At 72.0% G+C, this 20421-nt stretch carries 22 protein-coding genes and 1 pseudogene; 11 read left to right on the forward strand and 12 right to left on the reverse strand.

Annotation, left to right across the window (positions count from 1 at the left end; genetic code table 11):
• Positions 1–1131 precede the first annotated feature (1131 nt).
• Complete coding sequence (locus tag ACGFZ2_RS33065) at positions 1132–1485, reverse strand: hypothetical protein (RefSeq protein WP_393460659.1); 354 nt, start codon at positions 1483–1485, stop codon at positions 1132–1134.
• Between the two features lie 387 nt (positions 1486–1872).
• Between ACGFZ2_RS33065 and ACGFZ2_RS33070 the strand changes: the two genes are divergently transcribed.
• Complete coding sequence (locus ACGFZ2_RS33070) at positions 1873–2283, forward strand: hypothetical protein (protein ID WP_393460662.1); 411 nt, start codon at positions 1873–1875, stop codon at positions 2281–2283.
• 263 nt (positions 2284–2546) lie between these two features.
• Here the strand turns inward: ACGFZ2_RS33070 and ACGFZ2_RS33075 are convergent.
• The 6 genes and pseudogenes from ACGFZ2_RS33075 to ACGFZ2_RS33100 all read right to left on the reverse strand — a co-directional run.
• Positions 2547–2621, reverse strand: a pseudogene (locus tag ACGFZ2_RS33075) (GntR family transcriptional regulator); the annotation flags it as partial.
• A gap of 406 nt (positions 2622–3027) precedes the next feature.
• A complete protein-coding gene (locus ACGFZ2_RS33080) occupies positions 3028–4221 on the reverse strand; it encodes an NAD(P)/FAD-dependent oxidoreductase (RefSeq protein ID WP_393460665.1) in 1194 nt (397 codons plus the stop codon).
• Positions 4222–4314: 93 nt separating this feature from the next.
• Entirely contained in the window at positions 4315–5259 is a 945-nt protein-coding gene (sigJ, locus tag ACGFZ2_RS33085) for an RNA polymerase sigma factor SigJ (protein WP_393460668.1), read from the reverse strand.
• A gap of 164 nt (positions 5260–5423) precedes the next feature.
• Positions 5424–5924, reverse strand: a complete 501-nt coding sequence (locus ACGFZ2_RS33090; RefSeq protein WP_393460671.1) for a VOC family protein — start codon at positions 5922–5924, stop codon at positions 5424–5426.
• A gap of 93 nt (positions 5925–6017) precedes the next feature.
• Entirely contained in the window at positions 6018–6362 is a 345-nt protein-coding gene (locus tag ACGFZ2_RS33095) for a VOC family protein (RefSeq protein ID WP_393460674.1), read from the reverse strand.
• A gap of 266 nt (positions 6363–6628) precedes the next feature.
• Positions 6629–7567 (reverse strand): aminoglycoside phosphotransferase family protein, encoded by a 939-nt coding sequence (locus ACGFZ2_RS33100; RefSeq protein WP_393460677.1) that lies wholly within the window; start codon positions 7565–7567, stop codon positions 6629–6631.
• A 340-nt stretch (positions 7568–7907) separates the two neighbouring features.
• Between ACGFZ2_RS33100 and ACGFZ2_RS33105 the strand changes: the two genes are divergently transcribed.
• Both ACGFZ2_RS33105 and ACGFZ2_RS33110 read left to right on the forward strand, forming a co-directional pair.
• A complete protein-coding gene (locus ACGFZ2_RS33105; protein WP_393260573.1) occupies positions 7908–8450 on the forward strand; it encodes an RNA polymerase sigma factor in 543 nt (180 codons plus the stop codon).
• Positions 8443–8706 (forward strand): hypothetical protein, encoded by a 264-nt coding sequence (locus ACGFZ2_RS33110; RefSeq protein ID WP_393460680.1) that lies wholly within the window; start codon positions 8443–8445, stop codon positions 8704–8706. Before ACGFZ2_RS33105 ends, ACGFZ2_RS33110 begins: the two co-directional genes overlap by 8 nt.
• Before the next feature lie 92 nt (positions 8707–8798).
• Here the strand turns inward: ACGFZ2_RS33110 and ACGFZ2_RS33115 are convergent, their stop codons facing one another.
• Entirely contained in the window at positions 8799–9497 is a 699-nt protein-coding gene (locus tag ACGFZ2_RS33115) for a permease-like cell division protein FtsX (protein ID WP_393460683.1), read from the reverse strand.
• 200 nt (positions 9498–9697) lie between these two features.
• Positions 9698–10237, reverse strand: a complete 540-nt coding sequence (locus tag ACGFZ2_RS33120) for an HXXEE domain-containing protein (RefSeq protein ID WP_393460686.1) — start codon at positions 10235–10237, stop codon at positions 9698–9700.
• A 47-nt stretch (positions 10238–10284) separates the two neighbouring features.
• Here ACGFZ2_RS33120 and ACGFZ2_RS33125 point away from each other — a divergent pair, with 47 nt between their 5' ends.
• The 4 genes from ACGFZ2_RS33125 to ACGFZ2_RS33140 all read left to right on the forward strand — a co-directional run bounded on the left by ACGFZ2_RS33125 (position 10285) and on the right by ACGFZ2_RS33140 (position 12986).
• Positions 10285–10875, forward strand: coding sequence for a TetR/AcrR family transcriptional regulator (locus tag ACGFZ2_RS33125; RefSeq protein ID WP_393460689.1), 591 nt, complete (start codon positions 10285–10287; stop codon positions 10873–10875).
• 74 nt (positions 10876–10949) lie between these two features.
• Positions 10950–11474, forward strand: coding sequence for a hypothetical protein (locus ACGFZ2_RS33130; protein WP_393460692.1), 525 nt, complete (start codon positions 10950–10952; stop codon positions 11472–11474).
• A 271-nt stretch (positions 11475–11745) separates the two neighbouring features.
• The gene (locus tag ACGFZ2_RS33135) at positions 11746–12357 is read left to right on the forward strand and encodes a hypothetical protein (RefSeq protein ID WP_393460695.1); all 612 of its coding nucleotides are present in this window, start codon (positions 11746–11748) and stop codon (positions 12355–12357) included.
• Between the two features lie 122 nt (positions 12358–12479).
• A complete protein-coding gene (locus ACGFZ2_RS33140; RefSeq protein ID WP_393460698.1) occupies positions 12480–12986 on the forward strand; it encodes a hypothetical protein in 507 nt (168 codons plus the stop codon).
• Here the strand turns inward: ACGFZ2_RS33140 and ACGFZ2_RS33145 are convergent.
• Both ACGFZ2_RS33145 and ACGFZ2_RS33150 read right to left on the reverse strand, forming a co-directional pair.
• Positions 12930–13421 (reverse strand): GNAT family N-acetyltransferase, encoded by a 492-nt coding sequence (locus ACGFZ2_RS33145; protein ID WP_393460701.1) that lies wholly within the window; start codon positions 13419–13421, stop codon positions 12930–12932. The two genes, ACGFZ2_RS33140 and ACGFZ2_RS33145, sit on opposite strands and share 57 nt — an antisense overlap.
• A 76-nt stretch (positions 13422–13497) precedes the next feature.
• Positions 13498–15903: a glycoside hydrolase family 65 protein gene (locus ACGFZ2_RS33150; protein WP_393460704.1), complete on the reverse strand. Its 2406-nt coding sequence runs from the start codon at positions 15901–15903 to the stop codon at positions 13498–13500.
• Between the two features lie 171 nt (positions 15904–16074).
• Between ACGFZ2_RS33150 and ACGFZ2_RS33155 the strand changes: the two genes are divergently transcribed.
• Positions 16075–16710 carry a phosphatase PAP2 family protein gene (locus tag ACGFZ2_RS33155; RefSeq protein ID WP_393460707.1) on the forward strand — a complete coding sequence of 212 codons (636 nt, stop codon included), beginning with the start codon at positions 16075–16077 and terminating at the stop codon, positions 16708–16710.
• Positions 16711–16826: 116 nt separating this feature from the next.
• Here ACGFZ2_RS33155 and ACGFZ2_RS33160 read toward each other — a convergent pair whose 3' ends face one another.
• Positions 16827–17600 carry a prepilin peptidase gene (locus ACGFZ2_RS33160; protein WP_393460745.1) on the reverse strand — a complete coding sequence of 258 codons (774 nt, stop codon included), beginning with the start codon at positions 17598–17600 and terminating at the stop codon, positions 16827–16829.
• Positions 17601–18196: 596 nt separating this feature from the next.
• Here ACGFZ2_RS33160 and ACGFZ2_RS33165 point away from each other — a divergent pair.
• The 3 genes from ACGFZ2_RS33165 (at position 18197) to ACGFZ2_RS33175 (ending at position 20420) form a co-directional block, all read left to right on the forward strand.
• On the forward strand, positions 18197–18763 hold the full coding sequence (locus ACGFZ2_RS33165; protein WP_393260545.1) for a hypothetical protein: 567 nt from the start codon (positions 18197–18199) through the stop codon (positions 18761–18763).
• A gap of 98 nt (positions 18764–18861) precedes the next feature.
• Entirely contained in the window at positions 18862–19764 is a 903-nt protein-coding gene (locus tag ACGFZ2_RS33170; protein ID WP_393260672.1) for a hypothetical protein, read from the forward strand.
• Positions 19761–20420, forward strand: a complete 660-nt coding sequence (locus tag ACGFZ2_RS33175; RefSeq protein WP_393260543.1) for an SAF domain-containing protein — start codon at positions 19761–19763, stop codon at positions 20418–20420. The genes ACGFZ2_RS33170 and ACGFZ2_RS33175 overlap by 4 nt, the downstream gene beginning before the upstream one ends.
• The last annotated feature ends 1 nt before the right edge of the window (position 20421 follow it).

The raw sequence follows: 20421 nt of genomic DNA on the forward strand, positions 1-20421 counted from the left end.
CCGGCATCGCCAACCTCCACAACATCATCCTCGCCGGCTGACCGCCGACCCCGTCCCAGGCAACGCCTTCACCCGGTTACGAGACGTCCCTTAGGTGCCATTGAAGACGACCTGAATGAGTTGTGGTCCCGTCGCCGAGAGAACGATCTTGACGACGCTGCTTTTGAGGCAAGCCTCCAACGAATAGTTACGCGCATGGAAGCCTGGCCCCGATCCTGGTCGCGCGAGCCCGACTGAGCAATGTGATCGCCTGTTATTGGCCCAACGCCTGGCCGAGCCGCTTGAGCGCGTCGCGGATGACCGCCGACACCAACGTGTAGATCTCCATGGTGATGGCGAACTGCGCATGCCGGGGAGTCCGCATCGTTCGATGCAACCCGCCAAAACTTCCAACCGTTGGTGCTGCTTGCACGGCATGCAGGACATTAAAATAGACTACGCGGACTATCGCATCGCGGGTCAGAATAATGTGCCCACCTGGCTTCATTGGAATGAGTACCTAGGCGCTTATCTCAGGGTCAACGATCACGTGGGCGACTTCATGACAATTGAGGTATCCGAGGACGACCCGCACAGACTGATCATTGGTGCCGAGCCGTCGGGCCCCTTCGTGAATGCTCAGGATGAAGAGCACGGGCTCTCTGCTCAGTAGGCGGTAGAAGGCATTACGAATGTTCGTTGTGGGCGCGGCTTCGCTGGCAGGAACTGACTGCGGCGGACCGGTCGGTGGCCACGGAGGAGGCAGAATGTATGGGGTTCCACGGCGGCCTCCCGGATCGGCAGGGCGCATTGTGGTGGCCTCTGCCGGCAGCAACGCTGACAGTCAGCCGCGCTGAACAGGGACGGGCTGAGGAGGGGCCAGCGGTGCGCTGTTCTTTGACCTGACGACCGCTCCAGACGAGGACGGCTGCGCGACGCAGCTCTGTAAGCGAGACGTCGGGCAGCAAGAAGGCAGTAGAACCCTCGATCATCCTCGTTCCCGCTTGCCAGCGGACGAGCCGGGCAACTGCGTATCCGCGCAGCGCGGCATGCTCCGGCACCCGTCGATAGATTGCGTCCGCATCCTCCCGGCGGGGGTCATGAACGACGGGGTCGGAGGCGCCCGAGCCGACGAGATGCCCTTGCGGCGTGTCACCACTGCTCATCGAGGGCTGCGATCTGCTTGCGGAGGGTCCGGGCATCCTTCGGCGGCAGGACCGCAATGGCGACGTCCAGGATCCAGCGCAGCTCGGGCGGATCCGGACAGCACTCCATCACCCCACAGCCGGCGGTCGGGTCCCACAAGCGATGCCAGGGGTGGCGCACGAACCATGACCAGGTCCGCACTGCATCAGACACGGCGTGGTTCCAGAGGCGGGTGCGTTCGAGGTAGGCGATGGCTTTGAAGCCCTGGGCCGAAAGCCCGGGGATGACAGAGGTTGACCCGTCAAGCGGTCGCCGGTAGATGGAGTCGGCACGCAGTTGTGCGGGGCGCCTACGCGGCATTGCCCTTTCGTGGAGTCGACATGCCGATGATCGTTGCACACCCGCGTTCGGCTCACCTGTGCGACGACCTGCGTGCGTGGGGACCGGACCACGACGACTCCCACAGCGGCGGCCGGCCTGGGTCGCCGGTGGAACGGCTGTCGACAGCAACGCTGACAGCAACGCCGCGGGACGGCGGCACGTTGACAGGTGCCAGCACGGCCGAAGCTCCGAGCGTGTAGCCGTTGCCGGACGGGTGCGGACGCGACGCACAGAGCTTGTAAGCGAGGCGTCCAGCCCACGGTCAGCCGAACGGGCAGGCAGGTCAAGAGACCGCCCACTCAAGGGTTGACAACCCTGGTTGTCGCGCTGATTCTGGGTAAGAGGCCATTGACGAAGGAGCCCATGATGCGGGAACTGACGTCGAACGAGCGGCAGGAGCTACGGCGGGAACTGAGCGCTGTCGCCACCAATTGGGCGCAGCGGCTGAACACGTCTGACATGGATGCCCAGCGCGGAGCAGACGACGAGCGGAGCCACCTGGACGGGATGCGGGCCCACCTGGCGCGCATGGCGGCAGGGGAGCAGATGCGCCGGCTTCTCGCCGACCTCGTATCCGCCAGCGCAGAGGAAGCGGCGATGTGTGGGGCCGGCTATCCCGAGCTTGGGGCAGCGGTAGGCGCCAGCCGGCAAGCGGCGCGCAAGCGTTGGCCCAACCTGTCGATCTCGAAGGGGCGCGCCAACGAGTGGAAGCCACCGCCCGGGAGCATCGGCTGGGCCGGCAGCCATCTGGGGTACCCGGGACCACCCGGGACCTGAGCGGTAGGCGACTGACCCGTGCCGCAACTCGAGACGGGAAGTGATCCTCGGAAGGACTTTGCTCCTGCCCGCTCCGTGCCCGATGCACGCGCCCAGGGGTGGCTCCGACAGCAATGGTGGCAGACAGCAACGGGCCCGTATCGGGAGAGCCGGCGGGCCTATAGACGGACGACAGCCCGAGGTAAGCGACACAGCCGGGCGCTGCCACACGCCGTGCACAGAGCTTGTGAGCGAGGCGTCGCGCCTCTGGGGGTGGCCCTGGTTTACCGGGGAAGCGGGTTGGCGACGTAGACGCCCTTGCCCTGCCGGCCGCCGATCAGCCCTTCGGCCTTGAGCAGCGGCCCTGACCGGGCTTTCCCACGCCGCGATCAGGGCCGCTACAGCAGTAGGCCGTTCATCGGTCGGGCGCCTTGCCGAGCCGCTTGAGCGCGTCACGGGTGGCCACCCACGGGGCCACGTGTAGATCGCCATGGTGATGGCGAACTGCGCGTGCCGGAGGATCTGCACTGCCACCCGGGGATGCACGTCGAGGTCGGCGGAGGCGGTGTCGGTCAATGTTCGGGCGGCGCGGTCGGGCGTCAAGCTGACATCAACGAAGCCGGCCCTCGGCGATCTCGTCTTCGTTGACCTGTGCGAATGGATGCCGTGTCGCGCTGGTGCCGGCCCGCCCGGCGGAGATCCGTACGGCGGCGCCGCCACAACAGCCAAGCGCACTCCGGAAGCCCGCCCGCACTGCGTCGGGCCCTACCCCAGCGCCTCGACGGCCGGGCCCGCCGCGGCCCGCTCCCGCGGGACGCGGCGCCGGGTCGGCAGCCCGAGCACCGGGTTGGCGACCCCCCAGGCGGCGCCCTTGCAGACCAGTTCCTTGTAGAGGGCGGCGAGTCGTCCGGTCAGGACCGCCTGCACGGCGCGGTCGTCGGCGGTGACGTACTGGATCAAGCCGTCCTTCCGGCCCAGCGAGATGCACTGGTTGAAGTAGCGCAGCGGCGTGTCCGGGAGCTTCCCGCCGGTCAGGCGCGCCGCGATCGCGTCGGCGGCCTGCCACGCCATGGGGACGCCCGAGGCGCACGACATCCGCAACGGCTTGTCGCCCGAGCCCATCGCGTAGGCCGCGTCGCCGACGGCGTACACGTCGGGGTGCGAGACCGAGCGCATGGTTCCGTCGACCACGATCTGGCCGGTGCCGGTGACTTCCAGGGCGGTCGCCTTCGCGATCGGATGCACCACGAAGCCGGTGGTCCAGACGGTGACTGCGGCCGGGATGGTCTTGCCGTCGGCCGTGGCGACGTGGTCGGCTTCGACACCGGTGACGGCGGCGTGCTCGTACACGGTGATCCCGAGCTTGCCGAAGACCTTTCGCAGGTGCGCGCGGCCCTTTGGCGAGAGCCAGTCGCCGAGACCGCCGCGGACGGCGAGGGCGACGTCGAGGTCCGGGCGGGCCTCGGCGATCTCGGTCGCGGCCTCCAGGCCGGTGAGGCCGCCGCCGACGACGACCACGGTCTGCCCGGCGTCGAGGCGGGCCAGGCGCTCGCGCAGTCGGAGTGCTCCGGGCCGGCTGGCGATCTCATAGGTGTGCTCGGCAGCCCCGGGGACGCCCTGGGCGTTCCAGCCGCTTCCGAGGGCGTAGACGAGCGTGTCATAGGGGAGTTCTTCGGAGCCGTTCGCGTCGGTGACGGCGACGGTCTTGCGGTCGACGTCGACGCCGGTGACCCTCGCGAGCCTCAGTTCGACGCCGGTGCCCGCGAACATCTCGCTGAATGGCCGGGGCTTGAGGTCCTGGCCCACCGCCAACTGGTGCATCCGGACGCGTTCGACGAAGTCGGGCTCGGCATTGACAAGGGTGATGGCGACGTCCTCGTGGCGAAGCCGCTTGGCGAGCCGGCCGGCGGCGATGGCTCCGGTGTACCCGGCTCCGAGAACGGTGATGCGATGCTGCATTTCCCTGCTCCTGTCTTTCGCGGGTTCGCCACTTGAACCGGACGGCCCGCCGTTTCCTGACAGGAGCGCGATGTGAAGCACCTCACACGACGGTCAGAAGGCGTGGAACAGGGGCTCCCCGTGGTTGGCGGCCGCCCAGTGCGCGGTCGCGCGGTCGAGCTTGTCGGGGTTGACCTGGGTGCGGAACGCGGCGATGCCCTCGGCGGTGACCTCCAGGCAGATGACGCCGATGACCCGGCCGGCCACGACCGCCACGACGGCGGGGTCACCGTTGGCGGTCCAGGCGTAGACCTCGGGCGCGCCGCCGACCAGGGCACGCTTGACCTCGCCGGGTCTGAACAGGCCCCGCAGGAACTTCGCGACCGCGACGGCGCCCTCGAACGCCCTGGCGCGGGCCGGGACCTTCCCGCCGCCGTCGCCGATCGCGATGGCGTCCTCGGTGAGCAGGCGCACGAGCGGCTCGGTCTGGCCGCTGGTGGCGGCGGCCAGGAACTGCTCGACGATCCGCCGGGCGGCGGCCTCGTCGATCTCGGTGCGCGCCTTGCCGTCCGCGACGTGCTTCTTGGCGCGGTGGAAGATCTGCTGGCTGGTGGCCTCGGTGATGTCGAGGATCTCCGCGATCTCTCGGTGCGGGTAGTCGAAGGCTTCCCGCAGCACGTACACCGCCCGCTCCTTCGGCAAGAGGCGCTCCAGAAGAGTGAGGACCGCGTACGAGACCGATTCGCGCTGCTCGGCGGTGTCGGCCGGGCCGAGCATGGGGTCCCCGGCGAGCAGGGGCTCGGGGAGCCACTGGCCCACATAGGTCTCGCGGCGCGCCCGTGCGGAGGTGAGCTGGTTGAGGCACAGGTTGGTGAGGACCTTCGTCAGCCACGCCTCGGGCACCTCGATGCGGTCGACGTCGGCGGCCTGCCAGCGCAGGAACGCCTCCTGCACGGCGTCCTCGGCCTCCCCCGCAGATCCGAGGAGGCGGTAGGCGATGGCCTCCAGGCGCGGCCTGAAAGCCACGAACCGGTCGACGTCGTCCGCGGTAAGGGGCATGGTCCGAGCCTAACCAGCTACCTCGACTCCGCACCGCCGGCAAGCCACCGGGTCGTGGCCCTACCGGCCCCTGCCGTCCTCGCCACACGGCACGTCAACGGCACGCCGGTCACACGACCTCGACCGACTCCGGAGGTCGGTGAACAGGCGTCGCTCACGGGTCGTCAGCTCCGGTGGGTGAGGACGTTGATGACCCTGCCGTTGGGGTCGCGCATGAAGAAGCGTCGGACTCCCCATGGTTCGTCGGTGAGTGGGTGCACGATCTCAGCGCCGACGTTTCGGGCGGCCTGATACGCGGCATCGACATCATCGACCTCCACGGACACGTCGGGGACGACCGGTGCGGTGGCGTCGTGGGTCATGAGACTCAGCTGGGCTTTCGGGTTGGCACGATCGCTCAGGGTCACGATCCAGCCCATGTCCATCACGACCTCGAAGCCAAGTACCTCGACGTAGAAGGCGGTGGCCGTCGCGATGTCTTTGGTTGCGAGGTCGGGCATTACGCGCTTTATGGCCATGATGGTCATGATGCCTCGCGGCAGCCTCGCCGACCAGGCCTGCCCCGTCTTGTACGGCTGGCACGCCCAGGTGCCCACCCTCGCCGAGGCGATGGAACGCACCGGTCGGCTGGCGTACGCAATCCTCGATGGCGCGCTGATCCGCACCGGCCGACTCTCCGGCGACCAGGACCGACGCCGCGATGTCCCTATGGCCTGTGCCGCGTCTCAGGTGATCCTGAGGCGTGTCTGGCTGATGGTCTACCGCTGCCAGAAGCCGTGGTCGTTGCCGCCTTGGACGTAGATGGCGAAGGTGCCGTGCCCGGGGATCTCCAGCGGCTCCACGGCTATCTCGCCGCCGGCCTCCACTACCGCTGCGACGGCCGCTTCGATGTCTTCTACCAGCCAGTAGGGCCGCACCACCGGCTCTTCGGTCTCGCGCAACGGCGCCCGCACCCCCACCAGCCCGCCTCCCGGCATTTCGGCCGTCCGTGCGTTGCCAAGCCCGGAGTCCGGCTCGCCAAACTGCACCCCGTTCGCTGCCGCGTAGGTGGCACACACCACGTCGACCTCCTTGGTCACGATCTCGAGGTAGTAGATCTGCATGGCTGTCTGACCTCCGGTAAGTCAACGACGTACTAGATGGGGTCTGGTCTTCTGCATCACCGCCACTGTGTGGCCATCTCCCTTATCTCACGCAGGGGCGACATTCCGAGATTCTCCAAGGGCACGATCGCAGGGCCTCAAGTCAGTCGTGCCCGTAGCGTGCCTGAGGCAGCGGTCAGTGCAGAGGTGCTGCCGACATACGCCTCGTACTCCAGCCGGAGATTGCGGCCATGGCTCGGTGAGGGCTTGCCGGGCGTGGTGGCTGTTCATGGCTTGGGCTTGGTGACGGCGCCGGCCGTGTATTCAGAGAAGATCTCGGCGAGGACACGCAGTGCGCTCGCGGCCGACTCGTCGGCATCGCCCAAGGCATTGGCGCAAGTGACGAGCGTCTTCCAGAGGGCCCAGCCGCGCCCGCGCGCCCATGTCGCCTCACCGACGGACAGTCGCTCCCGGAACGCCTGCCGGCCGTCGGCGGTCAGCAATGTCCATGCGATTGCCAGGTCGCAGGCCGGATCGCCGACGCCGCATGTCCCGAAGTCGATGACGGCTGCCAACCTCCCGTCGTTGAGCAGGAGATTTCCCGAAGCGATGTCACCGTGGAACCAGCTGTCGACACCGTCCCAGCGTGCGTTCAGTGCGCTCTTCCAGATCTCGCGAGCCAGGTCGGTGTCGACGTGGCCGTCCAGTGCCGTGAGCGCGCGCTGGGCTTCCCCGTCGTAGGTGCGCAGCGTGCCGCCCCTGAACCAGTTGTGCTGTCCCGGGCGGGGGCCGTCTGTGGTATCGATGCTCTGTAAGACCGCCAGGAACTCGGCCAGGTCGACCGCGAATCGGACGGGGTCGGCGATGCGGTCCGCGCTCACCGGTTCGCCGTCGAGCCATTGGTATATCGACCACGAGTAGGGATAGCCCGCGCCGGGTTTGCCTTTCGCCAGCGGGGCGGGGATGGGCAGCGGGAGTCGGGGAGCGAGCGCCGGAAGCCACCTGTGTTCCTTGTCGACGGCCAATGCGTACTCGGATGCGCTGGGCAGACGCACCAACCTCCGGGAACCGAGGTGGAAGGTCCAGTTGTCCCAGCCACCGTCGGCTACGGGCTGGACCGGGAGGTCGGCCCACTGAGGGAACTGGTCGGCGATGAGCCGACGCACCTGTTCCGCGTCGACGGCAATGCGCTGGGGCACTGGACCGAGATGTGGTGTGTTACTCACTGAGACATCCTTGTCCGACAGGGGAAATTGAAGCGCGGGACCTGACGTGGTGCGGTAACGAAGGCAGCCACCGTCAATCATGGACGCCTGTGTGGACCGACGAGGGACCGGGCGGGCACCGCACCGGGCCGGGTTCTCGTCGAGTGCGGGCGCCGTTGCAACTGGTCGGTCAGGACCCGAATCCTCTGGCGGGCTCGTCGCCTCTTACCTGTGCCGGCGAGACGCGCCGGCGGAGAAGTGGAGGATGACATGGAGCTCGTATGGTGGGTTGCCATCGCCGTCGGAGCCCTCGTGGTCTGCATGTGCACCGTATTCCTGCTGCGGCGGAAGGGACGTTCCCGTGGCTGAGACGGCATGGCCGAGCGAGCAGTTGGTGCTCGCCGCCCAGCGCGGGGACATCGCATCGCTCACCGCGCTGGTCTCCGGCTCGTACCCGGGCGTACGGCGGTTCGCGCACACGCTGTGCGCCACACCCGAAGATGCCGAGGATGCGGCGCAGGAGGCGTTGATCGTCCTCTACCGCAAGATCGGCACGCTGCGTGCCTCCGCCGCGCTGGCCTCGTGGATGTTTCGGATCGTACGCAACGAATGCCTGCGTCAGCTGCGGCTCGTCGGCCATCGCCCTGCGCCAGTGGCCGACATCGCCACGGCGTCGGCCGAGGACGAGGTGCTGCAACGTCTCGAAGCCGGCCGCGTCGCCGAGGCGATCGCCGCGTTGCCCGCCGACCAGCGTCATGTGCTGATCATGCGGGACATCCAAGGCTTCCCGGGCCGCGCCGTCGCCGACGCGCTCGGCCTCAGCACGGCCGCGATGAAGTCCCGGCTGCACCGCGCCCGCGCCTCGGTGCACCGCACCCTGCAGGAAGGGTTGGTCGATGGTTGACGGTCCCTCGTTTGCCAGCCAATCGCTGGCGCGGCACCTCGCCCGTGGCGTGGTCGGGTTCGGCGGGCTGATCGGCTCGATCGCACTTCTGCCGGTCGTCGGCCCGGTGAGCCTGCTGCTGTTCCCCGTTGGCCTGCTCGCGCTCCGCGGATGTCCGATGTGCTGGGCGGTCGGCCTCGCGCAGACGCTGTCGTTGGGGCGCCTGAAGCGCTCCTGCACCGACGGTCGCTGCGAGCTGCGGAGGAGGACGACGTAGGGGCGACGGCGAACCGACTCGCTCACCCGCCGGAATGCGCCGCGGACCGGGCGGCGCCGCTCCTCCGTGGGCCGCCGCTCCGGCGGCGCCACTCAGAGCATCGCCACCGGCACCAGTCGAATCGCCTCGACACCATCAAGGCGTTCGATCTCGGGCAGCCCGGTTCCACCCTTCCCGTTCAAGGGAAGCTGGAGCCGCAGCGAAGCGCGCGCCACCTGCGAGTCGAGTTGCGTGGCAAGGTCGCCCTTGCCTTGGCACTGCTTGCGTAGCCGCTCGTAGGCGGCGTCGCGCTCCTCGAACTCGACCGACTCCGCGTGGGGCAGCGCCCGGACGGCCTCCGCTACGACGGCTCGCTGCCTTTCCGTAGCCGTCGGTTCCAGCCGGACGATCGCCCCGATCCGCGACGGCACGGGATCAACATCGGCGATCTTGAGCCCAACCCACTCGACGCCGTCGACCGTACCCATCACCAGATCGACTGCCTCGGCGACCGAGGCGTCCGTGACAGTCGCGTGAAGGGACTCCGGCAGGTTCTCCGGATCCAGGTCCGCCACCAGGTCGGGCGAGTCTTTCCGCAGTTTCTCGTAGGCCTGCTCGCGGGTCTCGAAGGCGACGCCCGTTACGCTCGGCATCGCGCGTAGCCGCTGCTCCACCACACTCTTCTGCGCTGCCGTCACATCGCGGTCCAGCAGGACGGTCAATGTCGTGTGCCCGGCTTCCTTCGGCTCGGAGGTGCAAGCGGACAAAGCGGCCAGGAGCAAGAGGGCCAATACCGGCGCGACGCGACGCATGGGTCAGATCGTAGGTGGGCGCGAGGCGTCGAATGATCCCGAGGTCCTGGCCGGAAGCGGCTGGCCGAGCGCGTTCCCGCCGGTCACCCGCACTACCGGTTCCTCGGTTCCTCCACTGCGGAGCACCCGCGCCGTGGCCGCCCCGACGAAGACCGGTGGTGGCGGCTTCGCGGGGTCCTCACCTTCGTTCGGCACGCCCGTCAGCGTGGCCGCTCCGGTGCCAGGATGCGGGCCACGGCGTGACAGGCGCCGGCGACGAGCGGCAGCAGCAGGGCCGCGCTCGCCGCGGCACCGCCGCCGACCTGGGGTACGCCGGCCGCCCGCAGGCGCCGCCAGGCCCACAGCGAGAACGGGGCGACGACCAGCGGCGCGGTCACCACGCCGGGGGTGTATCCGCGGGTGACCACGGCCTGGGCGACGTGCCCGCCCGCGTGCAGGCCGAAGCCGACCAGGGCGGACTGGTAGAAGCCGCTGCGCCCGCCGGTGCGAGCGCCCCGGGCCGCCGCGGCGGCCATCACGACGCCCATCACGCCGATGGCGACGCGTGCCTGCGCCGGGGTAACCCGGAGCTGGTCCCACACCCGCTCGGGCACCTGCGGGAAGCGGGCCCGCAGCCGTGGCCGGGCGCGGTCGAGCCAGCCGCCCATCGTGGCGAGTTCCTCGGCGTCGTGGATCGCCCAGGCCGCCAGCAGCCCCCAGGTGGCCGCCGCGGGGAGGGCTCCGTCCCTCTGCGAAGTCATGAGCCCTATAATTTACGAGCCGTATCGTAAATTATAGAGGATGTGACGTGGCCAACGAGCGAGGCCGGCCCCGGCGGCCGGAGACCGACACGGCGATCCTGCACGCGACCCTGGACCTGCTCCGCGACGGCGGCTACCGCGCCCTCTCCATCGAGAAGGTGGCCACCCGGGCGGGCGTGACCAGGCCGACCGTCTACCGCCGCTGGCCCGACAAGGCCAGTCTGGTCGTCGACGCCCTGGCCGAGGCGGTGCCCGTCGCGCCCGCCCCGGACACCGGCGACACCCGCACCGACCTGCACCACCTGGCACGCGGCCTCGTGGACCGGCTCGCCGGCCTGGCGCCGGTCGTCCTCGGCGTACTCGCCGACAGCATCGGGCGCGACGACCTCGCCGCACCGCTGCGGGATCGGTACCTGCGCCCCCGCCTCGACACCATCACCGACGTCGTCGAGCGCGGCATCGCCCGTGGCGACCTCCCGTCCGACACCTCGCCGGCCACCGCGCGCGATCTCCTCGCCGGCCCGCTCGTCTACCGATGGCTGGTCGACGGCACCCTGACGGACACCGACGTCCGCGAACTCGTCGACACCGCCTGGAAGGCTCTGACCGGCCGGGCCGGCACCGCCTCTGACACCTGAGCCGACGTGAGCCCCGACGAGCGGCCGGCGGCGGCCCGGTCAGGGGTGAGCGGCGACCGTCTACTGTCCTCGCCATGAGGACGGGGACGCTGACACGAGCCGCCACCATCGTCACGGCGATCGGGCTGGTCGCCGGCTGCGGTGGCACGGCGGCACGTGAGGCGCAGGGGTGCGAGGAGTCGATACGCGAGGCGGAGGCCAAGGTCCGGGTGGACCGCTGGGACCCGCCGGAGGAACTGCCGGGCCTCGGCGACTATCCCGAGATCCACTGGCAGGCTCGCGCGTTGGGCGACCCGTGTTCCCGGGCCCCGGGCCCGACGGACTGGGCGTACCAGGCTGTCGTCAGGCTCCATCCGCAGAACGCGCGAGAGCTGGCGGAGCAGTACGACTTCGCGCCGATCGCGGCCGACGACCCGGCCCAGCACGACCAGGGCAAGACGCCCGCCGACGTGTGGCCCGACCTGCGATCGCACGTCCCGGCCGCTCCCCGCTGGCTGCACAGCCGGTCGTACGACGAGGCGCCGCCCACCACGCGTTGGCGGGTGGCGTACCTCGACGTCGAGCAGGAGACGGTGCTGCTCATGCTGAACGACCACTAGCGGCGGGGCCGCCCGGGGACGCGGACCGTGGGCCCCGCCCCGCCCCCGCCTCGGCCATCCTCCACCCGCTCCCCGGTCGACGCGCCGGTCGTCGCCGCGTCACCGTGGCAACGACGCCGACCACCCGCGCGGCACGACCGACACGGCCGGCGGCGGGGCGTCCCCCGTGGGGAGGAGGGGGCTCACGCCGTCGCGGGAGGTGTGGCGGGCGGCCGGCCGGAAGCCTGGAACGCGAGGGCGACGAGGGTCGCCACCGTTTTCAGGAGGACCGATGAGGACGACACTCCGTGGGCTGGGCGCAGCGGCCATCGTGGTCGGCGTGGCCCTGGCCGGCGCTTCGGGCGCCACCGCCTCGGCGACGGCAGACCGGGAGCCCGCCGGGACCGCGCGCGTGACCGGCAGCGGCGAGGTCCGGCTGACGTTCGCGCCGGACCAGGACGTGCGCAGCTTCAGCTTCGACGCGCGCGCCACGCCGTACGCCCGACCCCTGCCGGGAGCACCCCAGGGCCTGCCCACCGACGCGACCGGGACCGTCCACGTCGCCCACCGGGTCGCGGCGGACGGCTCCACCGTCCGCTTCGCGGCCCGGGTCGACTGCCTGGTCGCGGCCGCGCGGACCGCGACCCTCACCGCCGTGGTCACCGAGGCCGACGCGCCGGTGGCGGACCTCGTCGGGCGGCGGCTGGGCTTCAGTGTGTACGACGGGCCGGGCCGCGACCGCGTCGGCTTCTCCTGGGCTGTGGTCAACGCCGACCAGGGCCCGGACGGGCAGTGGCGGGAGGGCAGCGTGGGCACCTGCATGGCGCCCGCTCCCTTCGCCCCGGTGACCGAAGGCGGCTACCAGGTGCGGCACGCCGAACTGCCGCCGCCGCCGGAGAGCTGAGCCGGCCGGCGGATGTCGTCGGGCTGCGACGGCGATCCGGCGGCCCGCCGTGTCGTTGATCCGGTTGAGCCTGCCCCCACCTGCGACGACGGTGGGGGCACCAACCGTGAGGAGGCACGCCGATGACCCGTCAGCGCGAGACCGTGGAGGTCGACCCGGTCCTGTTCCGTGCCGTCTACGACTCGCCCGCGTCGCTGCCCGGCGCGCACCGGTGGACGACCCCGGAGTCGGACGTGCGGCGCATCGAGAAGCTGCTCGGCATGCCGCTGCGCAGCATCGGCGCCCCGCTGTGGGTCAGCGGCGACGAACCGGACTGCCCCAAGTGCCAGCGGCGGGTCACCTGGTACGACATCGTCTCCTCCGCCCTCTCCGGCGTGCACGACCGGATGATGATCGCGACGGTCATCCTCGGCGACCGCAGGTACGTCAACACCGAGGTCCCGGACGCGATCGCCGGGGTGCGCTGCGCCGACTGCCGCACCCCGATCGAGGGGCTGCGCAGCTTCAAGTGCCACAACTGGGCGTACGCCTTCGAGGCGCTGGAGGCCGTCCGGGAGCGGATGACCGGCGCGTCAGTCGTCGGCCGTCAGCTGGCGGACGAACCGCAGGCCGGGGCGCCCGTCGAGTGACACCTCGCCGACCGGCGTGAAGCTGGTGCGCCGCAGCACCGCGCGCGAACCGGCGTTGTCCAGGGTCGTCCTGGCGGTCAGCCGGCACAGCCCGTACGCCGCACGGGCCAGCGCGGCCACACGGCGGACGCCGTCGGTCGCCACCCCGCGCCCGGCGGCCCGCTCGGCCACCCGGTAGCCCAGCTCGGCCTCGCCGTCGACGACGTCGACCAGGTTGAACCGGCCCAGCACCGCCCCGTCGGCGTCGACCAGGACGTGGAAGTGGCACGCGCCGGCCTCCTGCTCGGCGAGCAGCCCCGCGTGCCGCGCGTCGAAGTCGGCGAAGTACGCGTCGCCCCGGTCCGGCACCGACCGGGCGAACCACTCCCGGTTGTCGCGTTCGAAGCGCAGCAGCGCGGCGGCGTGGTGAGTGGCGAGCCGCTGAAGTTCTGGCACCGCACCACCCTACCCAGATGTAAGGAAGGGACCCTTCCTCTACAAAAAACGATAGGAAGGTGCCCTTCCTTACACATCAGCGGTCGCCGGCGGAGCGGCGGGTGGGCCGGCGGCCGGGCGGGGAGGGCGGCTCGGGGCCGGGGTCGGGGACGACAGGCATCGGCCGGACCACCGGCCCGGCGCCGGTGACCCGGAGCGGCTCACCGTGGTGCCACACCTCGATGCCGGTCGCCGGGTCGGCGTCGGGCAGCTCGTAGCGGGCCTCGTCCCCGGTCAGGGTGACCCGCAGCCGGTGGCCGTGCCAGCGCAGACAGAAGCCGAGCCGGTCGATCCGCGCCGGCAGCCGGGGGTCGAAGGAGAGCACCCCCCGGTCGTCGCGCAGCCCGCCGAAGCCCTGCACCAGCGCCAGCCACGCCCCGGCCAGCGACGCCAGGTGCAGCCCGTCGCCGGTCTTGTCGCCCAGGTCCGCCAGGTCCTGGAGCACCGACTCGGCGAACAGGTCGTACGCCAGGTCGAGGTGCCCGACCTCGGCGGCGAGCACCGCCTGCGGGGACGCCGACAGCGACGAGTCCCGGACGGTCCGCGCCTCGTAGTAGGCGACGTTGCGCGCCTTCTCGTCGGCCGTGAACTCCCCCGGGCACCGCTGCATGGCGAGCACGAGGTCGGCCTGCTTGACCACCTGCCTGCGGTACAGCTCCAGGTACGGGAAGTGCAGCAGCAGCGGGTAGTCGTCGTCGGAGGCGTTCGCGAAGTCCCACTCGGGCTGCGCGGTGAAGCCGGCCGCCTGCTGGTGCACCCCGCGCTCGCCGTCGTACGCGACGAAGACCGCGTCGGCGGCGGCCCGCCAGCCGGCCACCTCGGCCGGGTCGACGCCGAGCCGGGCCGCCGCCTCGGGGTGCCGCTCGGCGGCGTCGGCGGCGCCGCGCAGGTTGCGGCGGGCCATCAGGTTGGTGAAGAGGTTGTCGTCGACCAGGGCGGAGTACTCGTCCGGGCCGGTCACCCCCCGCAGGTGGAAGGTGCCCACGTCGGACCAGTGGCCGAAGCCGTGCCACAGCCGGGCCGTCTCGACCAGCAACTCCAGCCCGGCCCCGGCGAGGAATTCGTCGTCGCCCGTGGCGGCGACGTAGCGCAGCACCGCGTCGGCGATGTCGGCGTTGACGTGCAGCCCGGCGGTGCCGGCCGGCCAGTAGCCGGAGCACTCCCGGCCGCCGATGGTGCGCCACGGAAAGGTCGCCCCGGCCAGCCGCAACTCTGCCGCGCGTTCGCGGGCCTCGGGCAGGTGGGCGTGCCGCCAGCGCAGCGCCGACCGGGCCACCTCCGGGGCGAGGTACGTCAACACCGGCAGCACGTAGCCCTCGGTGTCCCAGAGCACGTGCCCGTCGTAGCCGTTGCCGGTCAGGCCCTTGGCCGGGATGGTCCGGTCGCCGTCCGGCCGGCCCGCCTGAATGAGGTGGAACACGGCGAACCGGATGGCCTGCTGGAGTTCGGCGTCGCCGTCGAGCAGCACGTCGGCCGTCTGCCAGGCGGCGTCCAGGGCCGCGCGCTGGGCGGCGAGCAGCGCGTCGAAGCCCGCCGCGCGGGCCGCCCCGGCCTCCTCGACGACCAGGCGGGCCAGCCCCTGCGGCGGCGTCGCGTCCACCGTGGCGCACTCGTACGCGGCGAACTTCGTCAGCTCCAGCCGCTCGCCGGCGCGCAGCGTCCCGCTCAGGGTGAGGCGCAGCCGGTCCGGCGCGCAGTCGACGCCAGGGGCGAAGCCGTCCGGGGCCCGCACCTCGTGCGCGACGGCGACGGCGACCCGCTGCCCGCTGCGCTCGGTGCGGTGCACGAGGACGCCGTCGTGCCCGTTCGAGTGGCGGTACTCGGCGGTCAGCGGGTCATGGATCACCGAGGCGGCGCGGGGGTCGTCGGAGCGCTCCGGCACCCGCTCGTTGGCGAGCAGGTCGGCGCAGACCCGCACGTCGACCGTCCCGCCCAGCGGCTCGACGCTCCACCGGACGGCGGCCACCGGGCGGCGGGGCAGCGAGACCAGCCGGGTGCTGCGGACGCGTACGCCGTGCCCGGCCGGGGAGACCCACTCGGTGTGCCGCTCGACCACCCCGGCGCGCAGGTCGAGCACCCGCTCGTGGGTGCGCAGGGTGCCGGTGCGCACGTCCAGCGGCTCGCCGTCGACCCAGAGGCGGATCAGGGCGGCGTTCGGCGCGCTGATCACCGTGTCGCTGAGCTGCGGAAAGGCGTACCCGTCCTCGGGGTAGGTCAGCTCGCGCCGCTCGTGGAAACCGTTCAGGTAGCTGCCGGGCATGCCGTACGGGGCGCCCTCGTCCAGGTTGCCGCGCCAGCCGACCCAGCCGTTGCCCAGCGCGAAGATCGACTCCGTCTCGGCGAGCCGGCCGAGGTCCGCCTCCGTACGCCGGATCCGCCAGGCCTCGTCGTCCCCGGTCCCGGGCGCGGTCGGCGGCCGATCGGCGGTCGGGGTGTCGTGCACAGCGCCTCCAGGGAGTCCGACGTACCGGGTCGACCGTGGCAGACCGGGCTGAGAGATCACTGAGACGAAAGTCAGGGTCTCGGCCCGACCAACGCACACTGTGTCCGACTTCCAGATGTTCCAGGGTTGTCCGTGAGGTAAACACGGTATGAACTATTGGTGAGGTGAGTCATGACTGATGCGGGCACGACGGATGTGCCGGAGATCAGCGCCGAGTGGTACCGGGACATCGTCGACTTCGCCGCCGACACCCCGCAACCGGTGCAGTGGTTCGCCGGGCACTTCACCGAGGCCGCGATCCTGCTGCTCGGGGCACTGTGGCTGGTGGCGGCCGTGTCACGCCTCGGGGGTGGCCCGCGCGGCCGCGCATACGCCCTGGTGACGCCGGTGGCGGTGGTGCTCGCGTACGGGTGCAGCGAGGCGTTGAAGGTGGTGGTGGACCAGGAGCGCCCCTGCCGGGCGGTGGCGACCGACCTGGCCATCATCGCGGGGCACTGCCCGCCGACGGGCGACTGGTCCTTCCCCAGCAACCACTCCACGATCGCGGGGGGGCTGGCGGTGGCGACGCTGCTGCTGTCCCGCCGGGTCGGGCTGATCGCGCTGCCGGTGGCGGCACTGGCCGCGTTCTCCCGCACCTTCGTCGGCGTGCACTACCCGCACGACGTGGTCGTCGGCGTCCTGCTCGGCGCCCTCGTCACCGCGCTGCTCACGCCGCTGCTCGCCCGCCCCACCGCCGGCCTGCTCCAACGCCGCGCCCGCCACGCCGAGCGTCCCATCCCGAACCGGGCCACGTCCGCCCGCCGCTAACCCCCACCCTCACCCCTCCCCGCGATCTTGCACTTCCCGCCCGGGCAGAGCACACAAATCCGCCCACATCGCGGGCCACAAGTGCAAGATCGCGGGGCGAGAGCGCGGGGGCGGGGTTAGGGGAGGAGGAGGGCGGCGACCGCGCCGCAGGCCAGGAAGGGGCCGAAGGGGAGGTGGCTGCGCCAGCCGACGCGGCGGGTGGCCAGGAGCGCGACACCGACCAGCCCGGAGAGCAGCAGGGCGAGCACGAGCCCGGCCACCGGGAGGGCCCAGCCGTACCAGCCCAGCAGGGCGCCGACGCCGAGCGCCAGTTTGGCGTCGCCGAGGCCGAACCCGCGCCGGCCGAGCAGCAGCGTGGTGGTGGCGAAGAACAGCGCCAGCCCCGCCCCGGCCACGGTGGCCCGCAGCCAGGGCTCCGGCCCCGCCCCGGCGAGCGCGGCCACGCCGAGCAGCAGCCAGGTGCCGGCCGCGGCGGGCCAGGTGAGCCGGTCCGGCAGCCGGTGCACGGCCGCGTCGACGAAGACGAGGGGAATCGCCCAGCCCAGCCACCAGGCGGTGGCGGCCAGCACCGCAGCGGGCGGACCGACCAGCAGCAGCACCCCGAGCGCCCCCGCCACGGCGAGCTCGACCGCGCCGGGCGGCGGGCCGACGCGCGCCCGGCACCGCCCGCACCGGGCCGCCGGACCCAGCGCCGGCCACGGCCGGGCCAGCCCGATCGGAGCGCCGCAGGCGTCGCACCCGGTCCTGGTGGCCACCCCCGGCGGTACGGCGTACCGGATCGCGGCGAGGCGGAGCACCGGGCCGAGGGCGAGGACGGCCAGCGCCCGCGCGACACGGGAGGCGACCGGCGGCGGCCCGGCGGGCTCCGCCAGCACCGACGGTTCGGTCAGCGCCATGAGGGGTCCTCCCGCCGGACGCCGGGGCACGACACGGAGGGTAGTGACGGCCCGGCCGGCCGGTAACGGGCGCGACGGCCTGCGCCCCTCCCGCCGGAATCGCGGAAATGCACGCGGAAATGGCGCGACCACATGAGCGGGAATCCCATACGAATGGAATGTCGATACGTCGGGACGGGGGACGGATCGGACCAGTCGCCGCGTCCGGGACAGCCCCCGACGACCACGACGCCCACTCGCCCACTGGACGGACTCCCACCGCGTCGACTTTCCCAACCGCACCGCGGAAGACCGCGACCCGACTCGACCGCACCGCCCGCAGCCACCCGGCGCCACCACCTGTCATCACTCACGGTATCCATCTGAATTGCCTCTGTTGCATCGGCGGACGTCAGCCTATGCTCGCCCCTTGGGTGCGGTGCAACCCCGCGACGAAACGACAGGGACAAACCAGGGCCTGCATTTGTAGATATCCGTAATGGCGAATGCGGCGACGCTTTCCGACAGGTCCGGATGGCCCCATTCGGCCGCGCCACCGCATGCCCGGAGCCGGTGCGCCGGCCTCCGGACGGCCACCGAGGAGGCACGACGTGCGCGGACGGCAGCTCGGCCGGTTGACGGCCCGCCTGCTCGCCATCGCGGCGGTCGCGGCGGTCACGGCCTGCGGCGCCGCCCCGGCGACGACCACCCGGGCGGCTCCCGCCGGTGGCGCCCCAACCCCGACCCATCGGGACGTCGACGAGCAGGCAGCCAGGAAGGCGGCCCTGGCCGCGTACGCCGGGTACCTCGCCGCGTCCCGCACGGCGAGCGGGCGCAGCGACCCCCACCACCCGGACCTGTCGCGGTTCCTCGCCGACCCGCTGCTGACCCGGGTCCGGCTGTCCATCCGCGAGACGAAGGAGCACGGCGCGATGCGTACCGGCACGTTGGTCTCCGACCCCACCGTGACGTCGGTGAGCCTGGATTCGAGCCCGCCCACCGTGGAGATCCAGGACTGCCTGGACGCGACCGGCTACCGCCTGGTCTACGCCAGGGACAAGCGGGTCGTCCCCGGCACCGGGGGGACCCGGCACCTGGCCACCGCGACCGCCACCCGGTACCCGGACGGCCGCTGGCTGATCAGCGCCGGCGCCGCCCACGAGGACCTGCCGTGCTGACCTGGGAAGGAGGGGGCGCCCCGGCCGTCGCGCCGAGCGGGGCCGGGGCGACCCGCACGCGCACCGCCGGGACCGGGGCCGGAGCGACCCGCCGGGCGCTGGCCGGCGCCGGCCTGGCGCTGCTGCTGGCGCTCGGGGCGGCCGTGTCCGCACCCGCCGCGGGGCGCGCGGACCCCGGCGCGGAGTGCCCGCCCGGGCAGAGCGACTGCAGCGTCTGGGACGACGACCCCGGCACCCCAGGCGGCCCGGGCGGCGGCGGGGACACCGGCGGGGGCGGCGACTCGGGCGGCGGTGGCGGCGGCGGGAAGTGCCAGTGGAACGGCCGCACGGTGAAGTGCTACGACGACGTGCTCGGCTGGTTCAACAACGGCGACGGCTGCTACTACAAGCTCGCCCAGCCCCAGCTCGATGCCCCCGAGGGCAAACAGTGGTACGTGCGCACCTGCAACGGCGGCGACCTCGGCGCCCAGACCACGGTCCTGCGCGACGCCCCGCCGCCCGGCTTCGGCGCGCCGCCCGACCCGGAGGAACTCGCCCGGCGGGCGCTGGCCAAGATCACCATCGCGGCGCCCCGGATCGCGGTCGCCCCCCGCCGCAGCAAGGGCCCCGGCCTGGTCGGGCTGCCGGTCTGGATGTGGGGCAGCAGCCACGACCGGAAGTACTTCGGGCCTACCCAGCAGGCGTCGGAGACCGAGCGGGGCCTGACCGTCAGCATCACGGCGACGTTCGACCGGATCGTCTGGGACATGGGCAACGGCCGCACGGTCACCTGCACCGGCGCCGGCACCCCGTACCGGGCCGACGGCCCGCACGCCGGCCGCCGGTCCCCCGACTGCGGCTACGACAGCGGCTACCCGAAGGCCGGCGACTACCGGGTGCGGGCCACCACGTACTGGACGGTGACCTGGGAAGGCGGCGGTCAGAGCGGCGTCATCCCGGTCAACCGGACCACGGGGACGGTCCCGGTCCGGATCAACGAACTACAGGTGGTGTCGGAATGAGTGTGGCTACCCGGAACGGAACCGGACCGGTGGACGCGCCGATCGCCCCGCCGAAGGTGGTGCGGCAGCGCCGGATGCGACCCGGGCTGCTCGGCCTGGCCGTGCTGCTGATCGCCCTCGGCGGCCTGGGGGCGGCGTTCGCGGTCACCTCCGTACGCGCCACCGGCAGCTACCTCGCCGTGGCCCGACCGGTCGAGGTCGGCCGGCAGATCGGCGCCGACGACCTGATGCCGGTGCAGGTGGCCGGCGGCCAGGGCCTGTCCCCGGTCCCGGCCGGCCGGCTCGACGAGGTGCTCGGCAAGCGGGCCGCCGTGTCGCTGACCCCCGGGACGCTGCTGACCATGGCCCAGCTCACCGACGACCCGCTGCTCGGCCCCGGGCAGCAGCAGCTCGCGCTGGGTCTCGGGCCCGCCGAGGTGCCCGCCCGCGAGCTGCACCCCGGCGACAAGGTCCTGCTGGTCAGCACGCCGGACGGCAACGACGACCGCCCGGTGGGCGCCGCCACCCGGTTCGAGGCGACGGTCATCGACACCGCGACATCCGACGATGACGACGAGGTGGTGGTCTACCTGGCGCTCGCCGTGCGGGACGTGCCGGCCGTGGTGGCGCTCTCCGCGCAGGAACGGATCGCCGTCGTGCTGACCGAGGCGGCCTGAG

Origin of the sequence: Micromonospora sp. NPDC048063, assembly GCF_043202855.1 — a bacterium.
GTDB lineage: Bacteria > Actinomycetota > Actinomycetes > Mycobacteriales > Micromonosporaceae > Micromonospora.